Below are 17,079 nucleotides of genomic sequence, written 5' to 3' on the forward strand. Positions count from 1 at the left end.
AATCTTTTCCTTCGTTTCGTTCCTGGCGGCGCGGCCCGCGTCGCACAGCGGCAAGCCCTGACTACCAGAGGCTTTAGCCGATGCGCACGAGCTGCGCCTTGAAATACTCCCGGCGCTCGGCGTAGACGTCCGCGTTACGCTTGAGGCCGGCGATGTCCGCCTCGGTCAGTTCGCGCACCACTTTGGCGGGCGCACCGAGAATCAGCGAGTTGTCGGGGAACACCTTGCCTTCGGTGACCACCGCGCCCGCACCAACCAGACAGTTGCGGCCGATCACTGCGCCATTCAAGACCACCGCCTGAATGCCGATGAGCGCGCCTTCCTTGACCGTGCAGCCGTGCAGCATGGCCTGGTGGCCAACCGTCACGTTCGCTTCGAGCGTGAGCGGGTAGCCCGGGTCGGTATGCAACACCGCGCCTTCCTGCACATTGCTGCGCGCGCCGACCGAAATCAGCTCGTTGTCACCGCGCAGCGTGGCGCCAAACCAGACGCTCGATTCCTCGGCGAGTTCGACCTTGCCGATGATGGTGGCGTTGTCTGCGACAAACACGCTTTCGTGAATGGTGGGCGCTGCTTCACCAAGCTTGTAGATGGCCACGGTGTTGCGTCTCCTGTTTTCTTGCGGTAACTGCGGGTTGCGCGCCCGGACACGTCACGGCGCGGGCGGCGCAGAGCGGGTGAATCGCGTATTGTAAACGGTTGCGCTCAATGCTTCCGGGGCGCTGTTTTCCCGGTCATTCGAGTTCCACGCCCATTTCCGTCTGTTTCGCGATGAGTTCCGTGCTTTCCGCCGCTGTCCAGAACGTTCCCACTCCTTCGTCCGCGCCGCTGCGTGGCGGTTGGCGCGCCGTCGCGCTGGCCGCGCTGCGCGAGCGCGACCCGCTTGCCAAGGCCGAAGCCGTGAGCGCGCTCCATGCGCGCACGCTCGAGGCAGCGGCGCGCGGCGAGTCCGCCTGGGACGCCCCACACGTACTGGAAGCGCCCGCCGATCTGCCCGGCCGCCCGGCGCAGCCCGAACTGGTCGAGCCGCGCAGCCTGCAGCGCCGCAGCATGAGCACGCCGCAAGGGCGCGTGGTGCTGCTGCATGCGCTCGCGCATATCGAATTCAACGCGATCAATCTGGCACTCGACGCCGTCTGGCGTTTCCCCGACATGCCCAACGCCTTTTACGCCGACTGGCTCAAGGTCGCGGCGGAGGAGGCGTATCACTTCTCGCTGGTGCGCCAGCGTCTTGCCGACTACGGCCATCAATACGGCGATTTCCCCGCCCATAACGGCCTGTGGGAGATGTGCGAGCGCACCTGCGACGACGTGCTCGCGCGCATGGCGCTGGTGCCGCGCGTTCTGGAGGCGCGCGGTCTGGACGCCTCGCCGCCGATCCGCGCGCGCCTGAAGCAGGCGGGCGACCACGAATCGGCCGCGATCCTCGACATCATCCTGCGCGACGAAGTCGGCCATGTGCGTATCGGCAACCACTGGTTCCGGCAGCTGTGCGACGAACGCGGGCTCGATCCGCACGAGGCGTGGCTCACGCTCGCCGCGCGTTATCACGCGCCCCGAATGCGCGGTCCGTTCAACGTCGAGGCGCGCCGCTCGGCGGGTTTCGACGAAGACGAACTCAACGCGCTGATCGCCCAGGACGCCGCCGCGAGCGAAAAATAACGCCGCCGCGCGACATCAGGTGTCACACCGATCGAAACCTGCCGGCGTACCGATATAATCGAACGACCATTCGTTTTTGTGCGAGCGCAGCGCAATGAACCTCTCCCGATCTGAATTCGTCACCGTCAACGGTATCCGCCTGCATGTGCGCCGCTGGGGCGCGGAAGACGCACCTGTGCTGTTCATGCTGCACGGCTGGATGGACGTGGCGGCTTCGTTCCAGTTCGTCGTCGATGCGCTGGGCGGCGACTGGCAGGTGATCGCGCCCGATATGCGCGGCTTCGGTCTGTCGGACTGGCCGGCGGCGCAGCGCGGTGGCGGCAGCTACTGGTTCCACGATTACGTCGCCGATCTCGACGCGCTGCTCGATCATTACGCGCCGGACGGCCAGGTGAACCTCGTCGGCCATAGTCTGGGCGCCAACGTGGTGTGCTTCTACGCGGGCGTGCGGCCCGAGCGTGTGCGGCGCGTGGTCGATCTGGAGGGTTTCGGCATGTCGGCGACGGTGCCGGCGCAGGCGCCCAAACGCGTGCGCGACTGGCTCGACGAAATGCGCTCGCCGCCGCAACTGCGCCCCTACGCCACGCTTGCCGATGTCGCCGCGCGCCTCGTCAAGACCAATCCGCGCCTGCAAGCGGCGCGGGCGCGCTTTCTCGCGCAGCACTGGTCGAAGCCCGTGGCGGGCGCGAACGGCGAGGGCGGCTATATGCTGCTCGGCGATCCGGCGCACAAGATGGTGAACCCGGTGCTGTACCGGCTCGAAGAGATCATGGCGGTGTGGGCCTGCGTGAGCGCGAAAGTGCTGCACGTCGAAGCCACGAATTCCGAGACGCTGGCGTGGATCGCCGGCAAAGTGCCCATCGACGAATTCAAGCAGCGCTTCGCAGCGTTTCCCGACTGGCGCGAGCGCTTTATCGAAGAAGCGGGGCATATGGTGCATCACGATCAGCCCGAGGCCGTGGCGCGGCTCATCGAGGCATTCTGCGCAGCCTGATCGCTGCATCGAGCTGACAGGAACGAAGCCGGGCCATGCCCGGGACCACGGGCACGCTTTCGTCGCATTGCAGTAAAATAGACGCTCTCATTCCTTACGCCCGCAATGAACGCCGATCTCCACTGTCACTCCACCGTCTCCGATGGCCAGATGGCCCCGGCTGCCGTCGCGCAGCTGGCGAAGGCAGGCGGCGTGACGCTGTGGGCGCTCACCGATCACGACGAACTCGGCGGCCAGCGCGAAGCGCGCGAGGCGGCGGAGTCGCTCGGCATGCGTTATCTGAGCGGTGTCGAGGTTTCGGTCACGTGGGCGTCGCGCACCGTGCATATCGTCGGTCTGCATGTCGATCCCGAATGCCCGGCGCTGGTCGACGGGCTCGCCCGCACGCGCAATGGCCGCGCGGCGCGCGCTGAAGCGATCGGCGAGCGTCTGGGCGAACTCGGCATTCCGAACGCCTACGAAGGCGCGCTCCAGTACGTCTCGAATCCCGATCTGATCTCGCGCACGCACTTCGCCCGCTTCCTGGTGGAATCGGGCCGCGCACAGACCATGCAGGACGCGTTCTCGCGCTGGCTGGGCGACAACAAGCCCGGCTATGTCTCGCACCGCTGGGCCAAGCTCGCCGATGCCGTGGGCTGGATCAAGGCCGCCGGCGGCGAGGCCGTGGTCGCGCATCCGGGGCGCTACAACTACACGCAACTCGAATTCGACGCCTTCTTCGGCGAATTCATCGATCTGGGCGGCAAGGCCATCGAAGTCGTCACCGGCAGCCACACGCCCGACCAGTACGGCGAATATGCCGCGGTGGCGCGCCGCTTCGGCTTCGAGGCGTCGCGCGGCTCCGATTTCCACGCCAAGGGCGCGGATTCGATCGAGCCCGGCACGCTGCCGCCGCTGCCGTCCGATCTCAAGCCTGTCTGGGAGCGATGGCTGTAGGCCGCGTTTCCCACGCGGCCCGTCGCCTTCGTTTCTGAGCCTGATCGCGTTTTTTCGCATGCTTGCGTACGGCCGCGCGCCGCACGTATGCCGCTGTTGTGCGACTGTTTCACGGCGTGACGCGTCCGGTTCGCTCTCCATCCGCTTTGCCTACGTCAGCTGATTACTGCCATGTCACAGTTTTTTCGGCTTCACCCTGAAAATCCGCAGCCGCGCCTCGTCAAGCAGGCGGTGCAGATCATCCGCGATGGCGGCGTGATCGCGTTGCCGACCGATTCGAGCTACGCACTCGCCGCGCGCATCGACGATAAACAGGCGGCCGAACGTCTGCGCCGCATCCGTCATCTCGACGAAAAGGCGCTGCTTTCGCTGATGGTGCGCGACCTGTCGGAGCTGGCCAATTTTGCGATGGTCGACAACCGGCAGTACCGGCTGATCAAATCGGTGACGCCGGGGCCGTATGTGTTCGTGCTCGAAGCGACCAAAGAGGTGCCGCGCCGGCTCTCGCATCCGTCGCGCAAGACCATCGGCCTGCGCGTGCCGGGCCATCCGATTCCGCTCGCGATTCTGGAAGAACTGGGCGAGCCGCTGCTGGCCTCGACGCTGATCCTGCCGCCCGACACGGACCCGCTGAACGACCCCGAGGAGATCCGCGAACGCCTCGAAAAGCAGCTCGACCTGGTGATCGACGGCGGCGCCTGCCCGTGGGAGCCGTCGACCATCATCGATCTGAGCGGCGACGAACCCGTGCTGGTGCGCGCGGGACGCGGTTCGCTCGCGCCTTTCGGCCTCGAAGAAGAGGCCTGATGCGCGCTTTGTACTCACGACGACCGGCGCGCCGCTAGCGCGTTGTTACAATACGCCGCCATGGAAGCCACGATCATTCAGACGCTCGTCGTCTACGCCTTGCCCGTCATCTTCGCGATCACGTTGCACGAAGCCGCGCACGGCTATGTCGCGCGCATGCTCGGCGACAACACCGCCTATGTGCTCGGCCGCGTGTCGCTGAACCCGATGCGCCATATCGATCCGGTCGGCACGATCGCGATGCCGCTGATTCTGTATTTCCTCACCAGCGGCGCGTTCGTGTTCGGTTACGCCAAACCGGTGCCGATCGCGTTCGGCAATCTGCGCAATCCGCGCTGGGGCACGCTATGGGTCGCGGCTGCGGGCCCGGCCTGCAACTTCGTGCAGGCGCTCGCGTGGGGCGTGTTCGGCGTGGCGCTGGCGGTGACGGGCGTCGACGAAGCGTTCTTCACGCGCATGGCCGCTGCCGGCGTGGGCGTGAATCTGGTGCTCGGCGTGCTCAACCTCTTTCCGCTGCCGCCGATGGACGGCGGCCGGGTGCTCGCGGCGCTGCTGCCCACGCGTGCGAGCATTGCGCTCTCGCGCCTCGAGCCCTATGGTTTCATCATCGTGATGGCGCTGCTGGTCTCCGGCGTCTTCACGCGATTCTGGCTGCGCCCGCTCGTGTCGATTGGCTACGACGTGGTGACGGCAGTGCTTACTCCCCTTGTTTCGCTCTTCTCATAAGATCATGTTCCCAGACCGTATTTTCTCCGGCATGCGGCCCACCGGGTCGCTGCACCTCGGCCACTATCACGGCGTGCTGAAAAACTGGGTCCGGCTTCAGTCCGAGTACCCGTGCTTCTTCTGCGTCGTCGACTGGCACGCGCTCACGACGCACTACGAGACGCCGGATGTGATCGAGAGGAACGTCTGGGACGTGCTGATCGACTGGCTGGCTTCGGGCATCGATCCGAACCAGGCGACGCTCTTCATCCAGAGCCGCGTGCCCGAGCATGCGGAACTGGCGCTGCTGCTCGGCATGAGCACGCCGCTGTCGTGGCTCGAACGCGTGCCGACCTACAAGGAACAGATCGAAAAGCTGCGCGACAAGGATCTGGGCACCTACGGCTTCCTCGGTTACCCGGTGCTGATGGCCGCCGACATCCTGCTGTACCGCGCTTCGCTCGTGCCGGTTGGCGAAGATCAGGTGCCGCACGTCGAAATGGCGCGCGAAATGGCGCGCCGCTTCAACTACATGTACGGGCGCGAGCCGGACTTCGAAGAGAAGGCCAACGAAGCTGCGAAGAAGCTCGGCGGCAAGCGCTCGAAGCTCTATCACGAGCTGCGCAACGCCTACCAGCAGGAAGGCAACGAAGAAGCGCTCGAACAGGCGCGTGCGATGCTGTCGGAATCGCAAAGCCTGTCGATGAGCGACCGCGAGCGCCTGTTCGGCTACCTCGAAGGCTCGCGCAAGATCATTCTGCCGGAACCGCAGGTGCTGCTGACCGAAGCCTCGCGTATGCCGGGCCTCGACGGCCAGAAGATGTCGAAGTCGTACGGCAACACCATCGCACTGCGCGAAGACGCGCAATCGATCGAAAAGAAGGTCCGCACCATGCCGACCGACCCGGCACGCGTGCGCCGCACCGATCCGGGCGATCCGGACAAGTGCCCGGTGTGGCAGCTGCATCAGGTCTACACGGACGCCGACACGCACGAGTGGGTGCAGAAGGGCTGCCGCTCGGCCGGTATCGGCTGTCTGGAGTGCAAGCAGCCGGTGATCGAAGGCATCCTGCGCGAACAGCAGCCGATGCTCGAACGCGCGCAGAAGTACATGGACGATCCGTCGCTGCTGCGCGCCATCGTCGCCGATGGTTGCGACCGCGCACGCAAGTACGCGACCGAAACCATGCGCGACGTGCGCGAGGCGATGGGCCTGTCCTACACCTGAAGCGCGATGACGATGCACGCAACCCAGACGCTGCACGGGCTGGGTGAGCCATCGGACTGGGTGCGCCAGTGGGCGCACCTGATCGCGCCGGGCGGCACCGTGCTCGATCTGGCTTGCGGGGCCGGGCGCCACGCGCGCTGGCTCGCGCAGCGCGGGCACCCGGTCGCGGCGCTCGATCGCGATCCGGCTGCGCTGGCCACCCTGCGCGACGTACCCGGCATCGGCACATTAGAGTGCGACCTCGAAGGCGCACCCTGGCCGCTGGCCGCCGATGCGCGCTTCGCCGCGATCGTTGTCACCAATTATCTGCATCGTCCCTTGATGCCGCGCCTGCTCGATGCGCTGGCGCCGGGCGGCGTGCTGATTTACGAAACTTTCGCGCAAGGCAACGAAACCGTCGGCAAGCCGTCTAACCCGGCGTTCCTGCTGGCGCCCGGCGAGTTGCTGGCGGTCTGCATGCCCACTTTGCGTGTGATCGCCTATCAGGACGGTTTTCTCCAGCATCCGCGCGAGGCCTTCGTGCAGCGCATCTGCGCCGTGCGCGAAGCCCACGCCGAAGCGGAAAAACCGGCGCTTCCAGGCGCAACGCAGTCAGCGGTTCAGCCGGCAGAAATACCCGGTCATATACAGGCGACTCAGGTACAACCCGTATCGCGTTACGTTCTGACCATCTAATCCGCTACAATCGCGGTTTAACGTACTCATTTCCTTGACGTTTCATGGCTAACGGCACTCAGGACGGCATCAAGCTTGGCGGCAGCATTCCCGCGATCGTCACCCCCATGCACGAAGACGGCAGTCTCGATCTGCCGGCTTTCCGCAAACTGATCGACTGGCACGTGGAAGAGGGGACGGATGCCCTCGTCGTCGTCGGCACGAGCGGTGAATCCGCTACGCTGGACGTCGAAGAACACATCCTGATGGTCCAGACGGCCGTCGAACACGCCGCAGGCCGCATGCCGATCATCGCGGGCGCGGGCGGCAACTCCACCGCCGAAGCCATCGAACTGACGAAGCACGCGAAGGCCGTCGGCGCGCAGGCTTCGCTGCAGGTCGTGCCGTACTACAACAAGCCCACGCAAGAGGGTCAGTACCTGCACTTCTCGAAGATCGCCGAAGCGGTCGATCTGCCGGTGATCCTGTACAACGTGCCGGGCCGCACCGTCGCCGATATGACGAACGAGACGATCCTGCGCCTTGCACAGGTGCCGGGCATCGTCGGCGTCAAGGAAGCGACGGGCAATATCGACCGCGCCGCGCACCTGATCAAGCACGCGCCGGAAGGCTTCAAGATTTTCAGCGGCGATGATCCCACGGCGATCGCGCTGATGCTGCTGGGCGGCCACGGCAATATTTCGGTGACCGCGAACGTCGCACCGCGTCAGATGAGCGATCTGTGCAAGGCCGCCATCGCCGGCGACGTGAAGACGGCGCGTGAGATTCACCTGAATCTCCTGTCGCTGCACAAGAACCTGTTCATCGAATCGAACCCGATTCCGGTGAAGTGGGCGCTGCAGGAGCTGGGCCGCATCCAAGGCGGTATCCGTCTGCCGCTCACGCCGCTCGACGCGCGTTACCACGACGTGGTGCGCTCGGCGCTGCGCGAGGCCGGTCTGATCGGCTGAGCCGATTCGCCGCATTTTCAATCGACGTCGCCATCGCCCATACGCTGACAGACTTCTGGCAGATCAAGGCTTAGCGTTCCCGTATTACGAAGGTCCACATGAAACGTTCCGCTCTTTCCCTCCACGCAACCCGCATGGCGGTGCTGGCGCTCGCAGTCGGCTCGCTCGCAGGTTGCGAGTCGCTGAACGACATGTTCGCGTCGGATCGCGTCAACTACAAGGACACGCCGAGCGCACCGCCGCTGGCTGTGCCGCAGGATCTGTCGGCTGCGCCCGGCGGCCAGAAGTACGTCGCCCCCGCGCCGACGCTGACGCTCGGCGGCAGCGCCCAGCGCACCGTCACGAAGGCGGGCAACGCCACGCTGGGCGTGCCGGACACGAAAGACCCGCTCGGCATGCACGTCGAGCGTGACGGCGATCACCGCTGGCTCGTGATCGACGGCCGCACGCCGGACGACGTCTGGCCGCAACTGCAGGAATTCTGGTCGGAAAGCGGCTTTACGCTGACGACCGATTCGGCCGCCACCGGCATCATGACCACGGACTGGGCCGAAAACCGCGCCAACATTCCGGACGACTGGTTCCGTCGCACGATCGGCCGCGTGATCGACTTCGCGTACTCGTCGGGCACGCGTGACCGTTTCCGCACGCTGGTGACGCGCGGCGCGGACGGCCAGACCGACATCTCCGTCACGCATAGCGCGATGGAAGAAGTGCTGACGGGGCAGGACAAGACCGGTTCGAAGTGGGTCGAGCGTCCGCGCGATCCGGCTCTCGAAGCTGCGTTCCTCGCCAAGATCATGCAGAAGTTCGGCCTGACCGACGCGCAGTCGAAGCAACTGCTGACCGATGCACGTCCGTCGTCGTCGGCTGCCAAGGTGGCGGCGGGCGCGGACGGTACGACGCTCGATCTGCCGGAATCGTTCGATAGCGCCTGGCTGCGCGTGGGCCTTGCGCTCGACCGCACCAACTTCACGGTCGATAACCGCGACCGCGAAAAGGGCATCTACTACGTGCGCTACGCGGATTCGATGCAGGAACTCAAGGGCGACGGTCTGTTCGGCAAGCTGTTCTACAACCCGAAGAAGGACGCGAAGAACCAGGGTCCGGAATTCCTCGTTTCGGTGCGCGCGAAGAGCGATTCGCAAACCCAGGTGGCCGTGCTCAACCAGAGCGGTCAGGTCGATACGTCGTCGGACGCACAGCGCATCGTCACCGCGCTGCACGCGCAACTGAACTGATCCGGCCGTGCGGTTTGCGAGCCTCGGCAGTGGTAGCGAAGGCAACGCACTGGTCGTAGAAGCAGGCAGCGGCACGACGCCTACGCGCGTGCTGCTGGACTGCGGTTTTTCCGCGAAGGAAGTGGAGCGGCGGCTCGCGCGAGCGGGCCTCGCCGCCGATACCCTGAGCGCGATTCTCATCACCCACGAACACAGCGACCACATCGGCAGCGCGCTGACACTTGCGCGCCGCTGGTCGATCCCGCTCTATACGAGTTGGGGGACGGCGCGCGCAGTCGGCGCCGACGAGGCGGCGGGTGTCGAACTCAATGTGCTGTGGGGCGACGAAGCGGTCGAGATCGGTGAGCTTGGCGTGCTGCCTTATACGGTGCCGCACGATGCACGCGAGCCACTGCAGTTCGTGTTCAACGATGGCGCGAGCCGGCTGGGCGTGCTGACGGACGTGGGTGAATCGACGCCGCATATCAACGCGGTGTTGAGCGGCTGCGAAGCGCTCGTGCTCGAATTCAATCACGACCTCGACATGCTGGCGACGAGCCGATATCCGGCTTCGTTGAAGGCGCGCATCAGCGGCGCTTATGGGCATTTGAACAATGACGCGGCGGGCGAGATCCTTGCTGCGCTCGACCGATCGAAGTTGCGCCACCTGATCGCCGCGCATTTGAGCCAGCAGAACAACACGCCGGAACTGGCGCGATCAGCCATGATGGACGTGCTGGGCAACGCCGCCACGGAAATCGGGGTGGCATCGCAGGCCGAAGGATTCGACTGGATTTCGCTGTAACGCCACGACGATCCTCCAGATGCTCGAATCGCAGCACGAAAAAAAGCCCATGACCTGAGTCATGGGCTTTTTGTTTGCGGGGCCGAATCGGGTGCGATCCGGCCCTTCAAGCTTTAGTTACGATTGCCGCCGAAGATGCCGAGGATCGCCAGCAGGTTCGTGAAGACGTTGTACAGATCCAGGTAGATCGCGAGCGTGGCCGAGATGTAGTTCGTCTCGCCGCCGTTCACGACGCGCTGCACGTCGAACAGCATGTACGCCGAGAAGATCACGATCGCCATCACGGACACCGTGAGCATCAGCGCGGGCAGATGCAGGAAGATGTTCGCGACGCTGGCGAGCAGGATCACGATCACGCCCATGAACAGCCATTTGCCGAGGCCCGAAAAATCGCGCTTGCTGACCGTGGCGATGGTGGCCATTGCGGCGAAAATCACGCCGGTGCCACCGAAAGCGAGCATGATGAGCGACGGGCCGTTCGAAAAGCCGAGGATGAACGACAGCAGGCGCGAGAGCATCAGGCCCATGAAGAACGTGAAGCCGAGCAGCACGAACACGCCGACCGAGCTGTTCTTCGTGCGCTCGATGGCGAACATGAAGCCGAAAGCGATCGCGAAGAACGCGAGCAGGCTCATGGCGGGGCTGGTGGCGGCGAAAAGCGAGAAGCCCGTAGTGACGCCTACCCACGCGCCGAGCACCGTCGGCACCATCGACAGCGCGAGCAGCCAGTAGGTGTTGCGCAGTACGCGGTTGCGGGTCTCCGCCGAGGTGACGCTGCCGCCACGGCCGAAGTTATAGGGATACTCGTTCATGCTTTCTCCTTGCGTGAGACGCGTGGTTAGCGGCGACCGGCAGATGCGTGCGCCACTCCTCGTAAGATATGCGCGGCGCTCCAGAGTTTCAACGGGTTGCCACACAGTTTGGGCTATCGTGAGGGAGCGTATGCCGGGATTCTTAAACCCCGCTGAAAGCCCCGGCGGCGCGGCTCTTGCGCGCTTTTGCGCTTGTCTTTGGCTGGTTATCCGGCCTAACAGGGTTCAATCGCAATCATACATGGGAACATGCTACAATTGCGGATTCATTTGGACCTGTAACCTCTTAATTTTCTGGAGTTTTTATGGCGATCGAACGCACCCTGTCGATTATCAAGCCGGACGCAGTGGCAAAGAACGTGATCGGTCAGATCTACAGCCGCTTCGAAAACGCTGGCCTGAAGATCGTTGCTTCGCGCATGGTCCACCTCTCGCGCGCTGACGCAGAGAAGTTCTATGCTGTTCACGCAGAGCGTCCGTTCTTCAAGGACCTCGTTGAATTCATGATCTCGGGTCCGGTCGTGATCCAGGCGCTGGAAGGCGAAAACGCCATCCTGAAGCACCGCGATCTGATGGGCGCAACCGACCCGAAGAAGGCAGAAAAGGGCACGATCCGCGCTGACTTCGCAGACAGCATCGACGCAAACGCAGTTCACGGTTCGGACGCAGCGGAAACGGCACGCGTTGAAATCGCGTTCTTCTTCCCCGAAGTCAACGTTTACTCGCGTTAATTCATCAACGCGCGGTAAGCAGCAGTTCACAGTAGCATAGGGTCGCGAACGGCGATGTCGTTCACCGTGCGGCGCCGGGTTCTCCTGAAACTGGCGGTGAACGCGCTCTCGCACTGAAATGGCAGGATTCGATATGACGAGTAGTTCCACCGTCAACCTTCTCGATCTCGACGCCCAAGGGCTCGTCGCTTATTGCGAAAGCCTGGGCGAGAAGCCGTTTCGCGCCAAACAGCTTCAACGCTGGATCCATCAATACAATGCCGCCGACTTCGACGGCATGACGGATCTGGCGAAATCATTGCGCGAGAAGCTCAAAGGGCGTGCCGTCATCGGCATGCCCGACATTATTTCCGACAACGTTTCCTCCGACGGCACGCGCAAATGGCTCGTGGACGTCGGCAATGGCAACGCGGTCGAAACCGTGTTCATCCCCGAAGAAACGCGTGGCACGCTATGCGTGTCGTCGCAGGCGGGATGCGCGGTCAATTGTCGGTTCTGTTCGACCGGCAAGCAGGGTTTTTCCCGCAATCTCACCACCGCCGAGATCATCGGCCAGCTGCGCATGGCGGAATTCGCCCAGCGCGCGTCGCTGGGCGAGGCGGGCGGTCGCGCCAATGGCGGCGACGGCAAGGGTGAGCGCGTCATTACCAACGTTGTGATGATGGGCATGGGCGAGCCGCTGCTCAATTACGACGCGGTCGTGCCCGCCATGCGCCTGATGCTCGACGACAACGCCTACGGCCTGTCGCGCCGCCGCGTGACGCTGTCGACTTCCGGCGTGGTGCCGATGATGGACCGTCTCGGCGCAGATCTGCCGGTGGCGCTCGCCGTCTCGTTGCACGCGCCCAATGATGCGCTGCGCGACGAACTCGTGCCGCTGAACCGCAAGTACCCGCTGCGCGAGCTGATGGCCGCGTGCCAGCGCTATCTGAAAGTGGCGCCGCGCGATTTCATCACGTTCGAGTACTGCATGCTCGACGGCGTCAACGACACGGAAGAGCACGCACGCCAGCTGCTCGCCGTGACGCGTGACGTACCGTGCAAGTTCAACCTGATCCCGTTCAATCCGTTCCCGGAATCGGGTCTGCTGCGTTCGAAAAACGAGCAGATCAAGCGTTTCTCGCAGATTTTGATGGACGCAGGCGTGGTCACGACCATCCGCAAGACGCGCGGCGACGACATCGACGCAGCCTGCGGCCAGCTGGCAGGCGAAGTGAAGGACCGCACGCGTCTGGCTGAACGTACGCAGCGCGCGGGTCAGAAAGTCATCGAAGTCAGGCCGGTTCAGCATTAAGCGGTCCGGCTCGCCATAGCGCGAGCCAAAACCGGTGCGCTTGCGCGGGGGGATACGCAGCGCTGCCGGCAGTTTGATAGAAACGTTGCAGAAGCGATCGTATGCGGCACAGATGCCGCGCATTTTGTTATAAACGGTCTGCGAATCGGGACGGGGCGCGGTGCGCCCGCTGGTTGCAGGTTAAAAAGAATCGACGCAAGGACTTTGGGATGAGCGAGCCGCAGCACCCTTTCGGGACCGACGGGACAGAGACGAACGCAGGCCGTTCGGCGCCTTCTGGCGCTCCGTCGCCGGTGCAGGCCGTGCCTGAGACGCTCGGTGCGGTGGGTGCGCGTCTCGCGCAGCTGCGCGAAGCCAAGGGCTGGTCGGTCGAGGACGTTTCGGCGCGCCTGAAGGTGGCGGTGTCGAAGTTGCGTGAACTCGAGGCGGGCGATATCAGCCATCTGCCTGACGCCACGTTCGCAATGGGCGTCGTGCGCGCTTACGCGAAGCTGCTCGGCGCCGATCCCGCGCCGTTCACCCAGGCGCTGCGTCGCGAGCGCGGCGAGGCGCAACAGGATCTGTCGATGCCGGCTTCGGCCGGTGCGGATCTGCCGCGCGGCCGTGTCTCGCTGTCGCTGGGCGGTAGCGGCGTGCGTGCGCCGCGTCGCCGTGCGTCGTGGCTGTGGGGCGTGGCGATCGTCGTTATTGCGGTGGTGCTCATCGGCATGTGGCACACGAACAGCGGCGATTCGTCGGCGTGGTTCGCGCGTATCAAGTCGATGGCGAACGGCGTGGGCAGCAGCACGGCCAGCGGCGATTCCGCGGCTTCGTCGGCGACGGTCGCCGAAGGACAGACGGCAGGGCAAACGGCTGGCGCATCGGACGCGCAAAACGAAGAACAGGCAACGCAAGCCGCCGCTGCAGCGAACGATCAGGCCGGTACGACCGATCAGAACACGGCCAGCGCGCCGCAGGCGGCGCAGGTTGCGCCTGCTGCACCGGCCAGCGCAACGCCGGCAGCGAATACGGCAGTCGCGCCGAAGGTGGCGAGCGCAGCGGCCCAGACACAAGCGCAGGTTGCAGCGAGCGCGCCGGCAGCCGCGCAGGGCGCTTCGGCGCCGGTGGCGGCAGCGGGCGACACCTCGACGTTCGCTATTCGCGTGACGCAGGACACCTGGGTCAGCGTGCGGCAGAAAGATGGCAAAGAGGTCTTCTCCGGCCTGGTCCACGGCAGCGACGCCCGTGAGATCACCGGTGTAGGACCGCTGAAGGTAACAGTGGGCAACAAGGCCGGCATCGAGTCGATGACCATCGACGGTCAGCCGGTCGACGCGGCGAAATACGCGTCGGCGCGCGGCAATGTCGCGCGTTTCGTGCTGCCCTGATAGAGACATGGCACGCGTCGCGGCCGGCGAATAGTTTTTTGCCGGCCGCGACGCTTTTTCAATTCGTGCAGCGTAGCCGTTCGTTGTGAACGGTGGCGCGCGCGAGGTGTAAATGGGTTTTTCGATGCAAAGCGAACCGCAATCCCTGACCAGCAACAGTCAGATCGTGTCCAACGAACCGATCCTTGGCGGCCACGCGCCGCGCCGCAAGTCGCACGCCGTCCATGTGCGCTGGGGTGGTCAGCTGGTGACGATCGGCGGCGACGCGCCGGTGCGCGTGCAGTCGATGACCAATACCGATACCGCCGACGCCATCGGCACTGCGATCCAGATCAAGGAACTCGCGCAGGCCGGTTCGGAACTCGTGCGTATCACGGTCAACACGCCGGAAGCGGCCGCCGCCGTGCCGCACGTGCGCGACCAGCTCGACCGCATGGGCGTGATGGTGCCGCTGGTCGGCGACTTCCACTACAACGGCCACCTGCTGCTGCGCGATCACCCCGCGTGCGCGGAAGCGCTGTCGAAGTACCGTATCAACCCGGGCAACGTAGGCCAGGGCGCCAAGCGCGACACGCAGTACGCGCAGATGATCGAAGCGGCCATCAAGTACGACAAGCCGGTGCGTATCGGCGTGAATTGGGGGAGCCTGGATCAGGATCTGCTCGCGCGCATGATGGACGAAAACGCGGCGCGCAGCGTGCCGTGGGAAGCGCAGAGCGTGATGTACGAAGCGCTGATCCAGTCGGCCATCGGCTCGGCGGAACGCGCGGTCGAACTCGGCCTGAGCCGCGACAAGATCATTCTGTCGTGCAAGGTCAGCGGCGTGCAGGATCTGATCGCCGTGTACCAGCAGCTGGCGAAGCGCTGCGACTTCGCGCTGCACCTGGGTCTGACCGAAGCGGGCATGGGCTCGAAGGGCATCGTCGCCTCGACGGCGGCGCTGTCGGTGCTGCTGCAGCAAGGCATCGGCGACACCATCCGCATCTCGCTCACGCCGGAGCCGGGTGGTGCACGCACGGGTGAAGTGGTGGTCGGCCAGGAAATCCTGCAAACGATGGGCCTGCGTTCGTTCACGCCGATGGTCATCGCCTGCCCGGGCTGCGGTCGCACGACCAGCACGCTGTTCCAGGAACTCGCTTCGCAAATCCAGGGCTATCTGCGCGCGCAGATGCCGGTGTGGCGCGATTCGTATCCGGGCGTCGAAACCATGAACGTTGCCGTGATGGGCTGTATCGTCAACGGTCCGGGTGAATCGAAGCACGCAAACATCGGCATCAGCCTGCCGGGCTCGGGCGAGAACCCGGCCGCGCCGGTCTTTATCGACGGCGAAAAGGTCAAGACGCTGCGCGGCGAGCGTATCGCCGAAGAGTTCCAGCAGATCGTGAGCGACTACGTCGCACGCAAGTACGGCAAGGCCGAAGCGACGGCCTGATCGCGGCGGCGCGGGGCATGACGTCCCGCGCGCACTTGCTACGGACACCCGAACATCGAACATCGAGCAGCGCGGCGGGAATGGATACGCCGCGCACTCGCAACGACACTTTCGCATCGCAATGACTGAACAGAAAAGCAAGCCGCAGAAGCTCACCGGCGTGAAGGGCATGAACGACATCCTGCCGCAGGATGCAGGGCTGTGGGACTTCTTCGAAACGACCGTGAAGTCCATGCTCCGTTCGTACGGATACCAGAACATCCGCACGCCGATCGTCGAGCACACGCAGCTCTTCACGCGCGGTATCGGCGAAGTCACCGACATCGTCGAAAAAGAGATGTACAGCTTCACCGATGCGCTGAACGGCGAGCACCTCACGATGCGCCCGGAAAACACCGCGGCGGTCGTGCGTGCGTCGATCGAGCACAACATGCTCTACGACGGCCCGAAGCGTCTGTGGTACATCGGCCCGATGTTCCGTCACGAGCGTCCGCAGCGCGGCCGTTATCGCCAGTTCCATCAGGTGGGCGTGGAAGCGCTCGGCTTCGCGGGTCCCGATGCGGACGCGGAAATCATTCTGATGTGCCAGCGTCTCTGGGACGATCTCGGTCTGACCGGTATCAAGCTGGAAATCAACTCGCTGGGTCTCGCGGAAGAGCGCGCGGCGCACCGCGTCGAACTCATCAAGTATCTCGAACAGCACGTCGATCTGCTCGATGAAGACGGCAAGCGCCGCCTTTACACGAACCCGCTGCGCGTGCTCGACACGAAGAATCCGGCGCTGCAGGACATGGCCGACAAGGCGCCGAAGCTCATCGACTTCCTCGGCGAGGAATCGAAGGCGCACTTCGAAGGCCTGCAGCGCATCCTGAAGTCGAACAATATCCCGTTCAAGATCAACCCGCGTCTGGTGCGCGGTCTCGATTATTACAATCTGACCGTGTTCGAGTGGGTGACGGACAAGCTCGGCGCGCAGGGTACGGTCGCGGCCGGCGGCCGTTACGATCCGCTGATCGAGCAACTGGGCGGCAAGCCGACGGCAGCGTGCGGCTGGGCGATGGGCATCGAGCGCATTCTCGAACTGCTCAAGGAAGAGAACCTCGTGCCGGAAGCCGAAGGCTGCGACGTGTACGTCGTGCATCAGGGCGAAGCCGCGCGCGAGCAGGCTTTCATCGTCTCGGAGCGTCTGCGCGATACGGGCCTCGACGTCATTCTCCACTGCAGCGCAGATGGCCAGGCAGCGAGCTTCAAGTCGCAGATGAAGCGTGCGGATGCCAGCGGCGCAGCGTTTGCCGTGGTGCTCGGCGAGGACGAAGTCGCGAAGGGCGTGGCCGGCGTAAAGGCGCTGCGCGGCCAGGCGGCGGAAGCCCGCAGCGAGCAACAAACGGTAGCCTTTGAGGACTTGACCGAATATCTGATCAATGCGATGGTTGCATCCGCCGAAGACGGCGAGGATTGATC

Annotated in this window: 17 protein-coding genes; 15 read left to right on the forward strand and 2 right to left on the reverse strand. The window is 64.5% G+C overall.

Going from position 1 to position 17,079, the window contains the following annotated elements; all coding sequences use genetic code 11:
• Positions 1-73: 73 nt before the first annotated feature.
• On the reverse strand, positions 74-598 hold the full coding sequence (locus U5A67_RS20325) for a gamma carbonic anhydrase family protein (RefSeq protein WP_205981835.1): 525 nt from the start codon (positions 596-598) through the stop codon (positions 74-76).
• Positions 599-771: 173 nt separating this feature from the next.
• Between U5A67_RS20325 and U5A67_RS20330 the strand changes: the two genes are divergently transcribed.
• The 10 genes from U5A67_RS20330 (at position 772) to U5A67_RS20375 (ending at position 9,982) form a co-directional block, all read left to right on the forward strand.
• Complete coding sequence (locus U5A67_RS20330) at positions 772-1,662, forward strand: ferritin-like domain-containing protein (protein WP_321814513.1); 891 nt, start codon at positions 772-774, stop codon at positions 1,660-1,662.
• Positions 1,663-1,756: 94 nt separating this feature from the next.
• Positions 1,757-2,656 carry an alpha/beta fold hydrolase gene (locus U5A67_RS20335; RefSeq protein WP_205981833.1) on the forward strand — a complete coding sequence of 300 codons (900 nt, stop codon included), beginning with the start codon at positions 1,757-1,759 and terminating at the stop codon, positions 2,654-2,656.
• Positions 2,657-2,761: 105 nt separating this feature from the next.
• On the forward strand, positions 2,762-3,592 hold the full coding sequence (locus U5A67_RS20340; protein ID WP_205981832.1) for a 3',5'-nucleoside bisphosphate phosphatase: 831 nt from the start codon (positions 2,762-2,764) through the stop codon (positions 3,590-3,592).
• A gap of 171 nt (positions 3,593-3,763) precedes the next feature.
• Positions 3,764-4,399 (forward strand): L-threonylcarbamoyladenylate synthase, encoded by a 636-nt coding sequence (locus U5A67_RS20345; RefSeq protein WP_205981831.1) that lies wholly within the window; start codon positions 3,764-3,766, stop codon positions 4,397-4,399.
• Positions 4,400-4,459: 60 nt separating this feature from the next.
• Positions 4,460-5,125, forward strand: coding sequence for a site-2 protease family protein (locus tag U5A67_RS20350; RefSeq protein WP_321814512.1), 666 nt, complete (start codon positions 4,460-4,462; stop codon positions 5,123-5,125).
• Between the two features lie 4 nt (positions 5,126-5,129).
• Positions 5,130-6,332, forward strand: coding sequence for a tryptophan--tRNA ligase (locus U5A67_RS20355; protein ID WP_321814511.1), 1,203 nt, complete (start codon positions 5,130-5,132; stop codon positions 6,330-6,332).
• A 6-nt stretch (positions 6,333-6,338) separates the two neighbouring features.
• Positions 6,339-7,007 (forward strand): class I SAM-dependent methyltransferase, encoded by a 669-nt coding sequence (locus U5A67_RS20360; RefSeq protein WP_321814510.1) that lies wholly within the window; start codon positions 6,339-6,341, stop codon positions 7,005-7,007.
• Between the two features lie 44 nt (positions 7,008-7,051).
• Complete coding sequence (gene dapA / locus U5A67_RS20365; RefSeq protein WP_321814509.1) at positions 7,052-7,957, forward strand: 4-hydroxy-tetrahydrodipicolinate synthase; 906 nt, start codon at positions 7,052-7,054, stop codon at positions 7,955-7,957.
• Positions 7,958-8,055: 98 nt separating this feature from the next.
• Positions 8,056-9,198 (forward strand): outer membrane protein assembly factor BamC, encoded by a 1,143-nt coding sequence (gene bamC, locus U5A67_RS20370; RefSeq protein WP_205981826.1) that lies wholly within the window; start codon positions 8,056-8,058, stop codon positions 9,196-9,198.
• A gap of 7 nt (positions 9,199-9,205) precedes the next feature.
• Positions 9,206-9,982 (forward strand): MBL fold metallo-hydrolase, encoded by a 777-nt coding sequence (locus U5A67_RS20375; RefSeq protein WP_205981825.1) that lies wholly within the window; start codon positions 9,206-9,208, stop codon positions 9,980-9,982.
• 113 nt (positions 9,983-10,095) lie between these two features.
• On the opposite strand, the gene U5A67_RS20380 is transcribed toward U5A67_RS20375, so the two are convergent.
• Positions 10,096-10,794: a Bax inhibitor-1/YccA family protein gene (locus U5A67_RS20380; RefSeq protein WP_027814910.1), complete on the reverse strand. Its 699-nt coding sequence runs from the start codon at positions 10,792-10,794 to the stop codon at positions 10,096-10,098.
• Between the two features lie 305 nt (positions 10,795-11,099).
• On the opposite strand from U5A67_RS20380, the gene ndk reads away from it, so the two are divergent.
• The 5 genes from ndk (at position 11,100) to hisS (ending at position 17,077) form a co-directional block, all read left to right on the forward strand.
• Positions 11,100-11,525 (forward strand): nucleoside-diphosphate kinase, encoded by a 426-nt coding sequence (gene ndk / locus U5A67_RS20385; RefSeq protein ID WP_205981824.1) that lies wholly within the window; start codon positions 11,100-11,102, stop codon positions 11,523-11,525.
• A gap of 133 nt (positions 11,526-11,658) precedes the next feature.
• Positions 11,659-12,819, forward strand: a complete 1,161-nt coding sequence (gene rlmN, locus U5A67_RS20390) for a 23S rRNA (adenine(2503)-C(2))-methyltransferase RlmN (protein WP_321814508.1) — start codon at positions 11,659-11,661, stop codon at positions 12,817-12,819.
• A 209-nt stretch (positions 12,820-13,028) separates the two neighbouring features.
• A complete protein-coding gene (locus U5A67_RS20395; protein ID WP_321814507.1) occupies positions 13,029-14,186 on the forward strand; it encodes a helix-turn-helix domain-containing protein in 1,158 nt (385 codons plus the stop codon).
• Between the two features lie 112 nt (positions 14,187-14,298).
• Positions 14,299-15,618 carry a flavodoxin-dependent (E)-4-hydroxy-3-methylbut-2-enyl-diphosphate synthase gene (gene ispG, locus U5A67_RS20400; protein ID WP_205981821.1) on the forward strand — a complete coding sequence of 440 codons (1,320 nt, stop codon included), beginning with the start codon at positions 14,299-14,301 and terminating at the stop codon, positions 15,616-15,618.
• Positions 15,619-15,739: 121 nt separating this feature from the next.
• Positions 15,740-17,077: a histidine--tRNA ligase gene (hisS, locus tag U5A67_RS20405; protein WP_205981820.1), complete on the forward strand. Its 1,338-nt coding sequence runs from the start codon at positions 15,740-15,742 to the stop codon at positions 17,075-17,077.
• Positions 17,078-17,079 lie beyond the last annotated feature (2 nt).

The organism is Paraburkholderia sp. J69-1, from assembly GCF_905220255.1.
Classification (GTDB): domain Bacteria; phylum Pseudomonadota; class Gammaproteobacteria; order Burkholderiales; family Burkholderiaceae; genus Paraburkholderia.